The organism is Kitasatospora sp. NPDC093806, from assembly GCF_040683335.1.
Classification (GTDB): domain Bacteria; phylum Actinomycetota; class Actinomycetes; order Streptomycetales; family Streptomycetaceae; genus Kitasatospora.
The window spans coordinates 1-2,631 of sequence record NZ_JBFBDO010000242.1; the positions used below are offsets into that span (position 1 = coordinate 1).

Sequence of the window (2,631 nt, forward strand, 5' to 3'; positions counted from 1 at the left end):
CGGCAAGGTCGAACGCTTCAACCGCACCCTGCTCGACGAATGGGCCTACGCCAGGCCCTACCGCAGCGAACAGGAACGCCGCGACGCCTACCCCGACTGGCTCCACACCTACAATCACCACCGCGGACACACCGCACTCGCAGGCAAACCACCCGCCAGCCGCGTCCCCAACCTCACGGGACAGAACAGCTAGCGCCGGGTGGCCCGCCGGTACGCCCAGGTGGCGGCGACCAGCGACACCACGCCCACCCCCGCGCAGACCGCCAGGTCACCGAGCACCGCCGCCCAGTCCGGGTCCGGCTGGAAGGTCCGGGCGAACGCCTCGACCCCGTAGGTGGACGGCAGCAGGTCGCGCAGCCACAGCACCGGCTGCGGCAGGTGGTCGACGGGCAGGACGCCGAGCAGCAGCGCGGCCGACATGCCGAGCTGCCCGAGCATGGTGGCGATCTCCTGCCGGGGCGCGAGCAGCCCGCAGGCCGCGCCGAGTCCGGAGAGCGCGGCCCCGGCGAGCGGGACGACCGCGAGCAGCACCCACAGCTGGCCCAGCGGCAGCCCGAACATGACCGCGCCCGCCGCCGCCGTGACCAGCGTCCCGGGCAGCGTGAAGGAGGCGTACGCGGCGGCCGCGCCGAGCACCACCGAGGCGGCCGGCACCGGCAGCGTCGCGTAGTGGTCGAGGCCTCCGGTGGCGCGGAGCCGGCCGAAGTACTGGGCGAGCAGGTTGAGCGCGACGAAGGCGACCACGAGCACGCTGGAGCCGGCCACCACGTACCGGGCGGCGGAGGTCTGCCCGGCGTCGACGACGCCGCGCATCATCACCAGGATGCCGAGCGACTGGAAGGTGGCGACGAACAGCAGCGGGATCCGCGCCACCCGGGCGCGGGCCAGCTGGGCCCGGTAGACGGCGGCGAGGGCGGGCAGCAGCCGGGCGGCGGGGGCGAGCGGGGCGGGCTCGCCGGCCGGGGCCGGGGTGGTCTGCGGCGGAGCCGAGAGCAGCGTCACTTGGCCAGTCCTCCGTGGCGGCCGCCCAGCTTGAGGTACGCGTCCTCAAGACTCGGGGTGGCCAGGGTGAAGTCGTCGAGGGCGGCGAAGGCCGGGCCGGTGGTGACGGCGGCGACCAGTTCGCGGGCCTGCTCGGGGGTGGTGCGGACGGTCCAGCGGCGGCCGGTGCGTTCGGCCCGCTCGGCGAGGGCGGCGACGGCGGGCACGGTGAGCGGCGCCTCGTCCCGCCAGACCAGGTCGAGCCGGACGTCGCCGTCGACGAGCGCCTTGAGTCCGCCGGGGGTGTCGCAGGCGATGACCCGGCCGTCGTCGATGACGGCGACCCGGTCGAGCACGGTCTCGGCCTCGATCACGTTGTGGGTGACCAGCAGCACGGTGGCCGCGCGTTCGTTGCGGCGCCGTTCGACGGCGGCCCAGACGGCGCGGCGGGCGATCGGGTCCATGCCGGTGGTCGGCTCGTCGAGGACGAGCAGCGGCCGGTCGCCGACCAGGGCGGCGGCGACGCAGGCGAGCCGCCGCTGGCCGCCGGAGAGCTTGGCGAGCGGCCGGTTGGCGAGCGGTTCCAGGGCGAGCTCGGTGATCACCTCGGCGGCGGCGGCGCGGGCCTGGGCCCGGCCGAGGCCGCGCAGCCGTCCGGTGGTCTCGGCGGCGAGGGCGACGGTCAGCTCGTCGAGCGCGGTGGACTCCTGGCCGAGGTAGCCGAGCAGCCGGGCGGCCCGTTCGGGGTGCCGCACCACGTCGTGGCCGAGCAGTTCGACGCTGCCGGAGTCGGGCCGCAGCAGGCCGGTGAGCTGGCGGACCAGGGTGGACTTGCCGGCGCCGTTGGGTCCGAGCAGGCCGAAGATCTCCCCCTGCCGGACGGTCAGGGTGATGCCGTCATTGGCCCGGATCTCGGTGGCGGCGGCGCCGCGCCCGGTGCGGTACGTCTTGACCAGGTCGCGTACGGCGCAGCACGGCGAGGTCTCCTGGGGTGCCCGCCCGGCCGTCTCGCTCACGACCGGAGACTCTACGCGGTGGAACCGGCGAACCGGACAACGGGGCCCGTTCCGCCCTCCCGTGCCAGGTCAGTCGTCCACAGCTCAGTCGTCCACCACCAGGTCCCCGCCGGGGACGCGGGCGGCGAGCTCCTTCCAGAAGCCGGCCCGGATCGCGTACCGGTCGTGCTCGTCGATCTGGTCGTCCTTGTGGGCGAGCAGGCCGAACCGGGCGGCGTAGCGGAGCAGCTCGCCGTCGACCCGGTGCGGGATGCGCGGGTAGTCGGGCCACAGGACGGTGAGCCGTTCGGCGTCGCCGACCCGGGTGGTCCAGCGGCGGGCGAAGACCTGGCCGACCTCGTGCGCGTCGCCGCCGATGGAGGTGATGTCCTCCTCGCGGTCGGCCCAGCGCTGTTCGGCGGTGGTGAGCTGGGCGAGGGTGGGCAGGACGTCGCCGGCGGTGACGGAGGGTTCGGGGACCGGCCGTTCGATCCAGCCGCGGTCGGAGGACCAGCGCAGGACGGGGCCGGTCTGCTGGGCGGTGGCGGTGTGCCGGTCGGCGCTGCGGCCGGCCAGGTCCTTGCATCCGCGGTCGTGTGGCCGCCCCCGCTCCTGCCGGGACGCCCGCCGCGGTCGTCGGAGCCCTGGGCGCGGG

3 protein-coding genes and 1 pseudogene are annotated in these 2,631 nt (G+C 75.5%); 1 reads left to right on the top strand and 3 read right to left on the bottom strand.

What is annotated here, in order from left to right; all coding sequences use genetic code 11:
• On the top strand, positions 1-193 hold a 193-nt coding region (locus tag AB0N76_RS39630; protein ID WP_363565715.1), incomplete at its 5' end, for an integrase core domain-containing protein.
• On the opposite strand, the gene AB0N76_RS39635 is transcribed toward AB0N76_RS39630, so the two are convergent.
• The 3 genes and pseudogenes from AB0N76_RS39635 to AB0N76_RS39645 all read right to left on the bottom strand — a co-directional run.
• Complete coding sequence (locus tag AB0N76_RS39635) at positions 190-1,002, bottom strand: ABC transporter permease (protein WP_363565716.1); 813 nt, start codon at positions 1,000-1,002, stop codon at positions 190-192. The genes AB0N76_RS39630 and AB0N76_RS39635 overlap by 4 nt on opposite strands.
• Positions 999-1,997 carry an ABC transporter ATP-binding protein gene (locus tag AB0N76_RS39640; protein WP_363565717.1) on the bottom strand — a complete coding sequence of 333 codons (999 nt, stop codon included), beginning with the start codon at positions 1,995-1,997 and terminating at the stop codon, positions 999-1,001. The genes AB0N76_RS39635 and AB0N76_RS39640 overlap by 4 nt, the downstream gene beginning before the upstream one ends.
• 84 nt (positions 1,998-2,081) lie before the next feature.
• Positions 2,082-2,631, bottom strand: a pseudogene (locus AB0N76_RS39645) (NYN domain-containing protein); the annotation flags it as partial.